The sequence below is a fragment of the Bacillus sp. JJ1521 genome, assembly GCF_036965165.1.
GTDB lineage: Bacteria > Bacillota > Bacilli > Bacillales > Bacillaceae_L > Ferdinandcohnia.
This window is the reverse complement of the sequence record NZ_JBALOX010000247.1, coordinates 1-2,455: the sequence shown is the minus strand read 5'-3', so window position 1 is coordinate 2,455 and position 2,455 is coordinate 1. Positions and strand designations below refer to the sequence as shown.

The window sequence follows — 2,455 nt, the reverse complement described above, 5'->3', positions numbered from 1 at the left end:
AAGAGCGTTAATTGGGAATCCGGATTTACTCTTGCTTGATGAACCTTCCGAAGGAATTCAACCCAATATCATTCAAAGTATTGGTGAAATTATTAATCAAATTAACAAAGATTTAGGGCTGACTGTTCTTTTAGTTGAACAACATATTGGTCTAATAAAAACTTTAACTGATACTTGCTATGCGATGGATAAAGGCAGCATTGTTGGTAAACATGACGCTAGTGAATTTACACCAGAATTATTTCAAAAGTATTTATCTGTTTAGCATTTATAAATTTATATATAAATAGGAGATGATAGTAATGGAAGAAGTAAATCAAGTGAAAGAAGTAAAAATAATTAAACAACCTGGAAAACACAGTTATGTTTTTAGCCCATACCTAGATCCAGTTGCAAGGGTAAAACCAGGTGAAGAAGTTATTATTTATACAGAAGATGCGTTTGAGAGTCGTATTACAAAGGAAACGGATACTCCATCAAAGATCTTAGGAGAATATTTAAATCCACAAACTGGTCCTATTTACATCGAAGGTGCAGAACCCGGAGATACACTATTAGCACACATAATTGACATCGAGCCGACACGTGATTGGGCAGTAAGTATACTTAACCCATACTTTGGAGGATTAACGGCTACACCAATGACTAGAATGCTGCACGATCCACTACCAGAAAAAGTGTGGATTTATAAACTAATTGATGGGATGTTAGTAAATAATACACAATTAAGTTTTCCATGGCGTCCATTTATGGGGACAATTGGAACAGCACCAAACCTAGAAGCGGTATCAGCCCTTACACCTTTTAGTCATGGAGGAAACATGGATGTACCTGAAACTAAACCTGGAAATACAGTATATTTACCAGTAAATGTACCTGGAGCGTATTTCTATACGGGTGATTGCCATGCAGGACAAGGGGAAGGTGAATTATGTGGTGTTGCATTGGAAATTACAGGGAAAGTAAGAATTAAGTTTGATCTAATTAAAGGAAAGTCCATTAAATGGCCTAGGATTGAAAGTCCAACTGAACTTATGGTAGTTGGAAGCGCAAGACCTATGGAAGATGCGGCACGTATTGCATATGCAGAACTAATTGAATGGATGGTTGAACTTGGATGGGAAAAACTCGAGGCTTACCAAGCCCTAACTCAAATAGGGAAGCTTTCAGTTGGTAATATGGTGGACACTTATTATTCTCTAGTTGCCAAGATTGAAAAGAAATATGCGTTTATTGATAATAATTAATAAATAAGAGTTTAGGAGGATTAGACTGGAGGTATTAAATGCGGATTTTAGTTGCCCCTGATTCATTTAAGGGAAGTATATCATCCCAAGGTGTTGGAGAAATAATAAAATCAGCCATAATCGATGAAATTCCAGGCGTTTTTGTGGATGTATTACCAATGGCTGATGGTGGAGAAGGAACGATAGATGCTCTATTATTTTCTACCATGGGAGAAAAGGTTAAAGTTGAAATTACGGGTCCATTAGGAAATAAAACAGTAGGATTGTATGGTGTATTAAATAATAGTCAAACTGTAGTAATTGAAGTGGCTTCAATAGCTGGTTATACGTCAGTACCTGACAATAAACGTGATCCGTATTACCTAACATCTTTTGGTATTGGGGAGTGTGTAAAGCATGCTCTAGATTCTGGTTACAGAAAATTTATATTTTGTCTTGGTGGAAGTTCAACAAATGATGCTGGTATTGGGCTACTTCAAGCATTAGGAGTTAGTTTTGAAAATAAAGATAGAATAAAATTAGCTCCATATCCGTATGTTTTTGATGAAATTGAATTTGTAGATTTTAGTGGTGTAGATAGAAGGATAATGCAATCAGATATTCGTGTTGCAAGTGATGTGGAGAATCCTTTATGTGGTTTAAATGGTGCAACTTATATTTTTGGTCCACAAAAAGGGGTAAAAGATTCTGAACTAAATAAGTTGGATAATAGTATTAAAAGGTATGCAGAATGTATTGAATCTCACCTCCAGAAAAATTTAATGAATATGAAGGGGGCAGGTGCTGCAGGGGGATTAGGGTTTGCCTTATTATCTATTGGAGCTAAAATCGAATCTGGAGCAAAACTCATAGCAAAACATTTAAATCTTAAAGAGAAGATAATGGANNACAGATCAACAAACTCTTCAAGGCAAACTTCCCTTCGAAGTCGCGAATATTGCAAAGAACCACAGTGTTCCAACTATTTTAATTTCAGGTTCTGTTGAAGGTGACTTAGAACAGTTATATTCAGTTTTTGAAAGTATGCATTCAATATCAAGTGGCCCATTATCTTTAGAAGAATCTATAAAAAACAGTGAAAAATTATTACTTCATAAAACACGGAATATTGCTAGATTATTAAAATTCACTATGCAAAATAGGGACAAAAAAAATATATTTCAGAGGGATTCACTTTAATAAGTGAATCTCTTTCATTATCTATAGAT

3 protein-coding genes and 1 pseudogene are annotated in these 2,455 nt (G+C 35.0%); all 4 read left to right on the top strand.

What is annotated here, in order from left to right:
- Nucleotides 1-265 (top strand): annotated as a pseudogene (locus tag V7147_RS23705) (ABC transporter ATP-binding protein); the annotation flags it as partial.
- A 37-nt stretch (nucleotides 266-302) separates the two neighbouring features.
- Complete coding sequence (locus V7147_RS23700; protein ID WP_335370256.1) at nucleotides 303-1,247, top strand: acetamidase/formamidase family protein; 945 nt, start codon at nucleotides 303-305, stop codon at nucleotides 1,245-1,247.
- A 38-nt stretch (nucleotides 1,248-1,285) separates the two neighbouring features.
- The gene (locus V7147_RS23695; protein ID WP_335370255.1) at nucleotides 1,286-2,233 is read left to right on the top strand and encodes a glycerate kinase family protein; all 948 of its coding nucleotides are present in this window, start codon (nucleotides 1,286-1,288) and stop codon (nucleotides 2,231-2,233) included.
- Nucleotides 2,184-2,426: a glycerate kinase gene (locus V7147_RS25320; RefSeq protein ID WP_438824645.1), complete on the top strand. Its 243-nt coding sequence runs from the start codon at nucleotides 2,184-2,186 to the stop codon at nucleotides 2,424-2,426. The genes V7147_RS23695 and V7147_RS25320 overlap by 50 nt, the downstream gene beginning before the upstream one ends.
- Nucleotides 2,427-2,455: the final 29 nt, after the last annotated feature.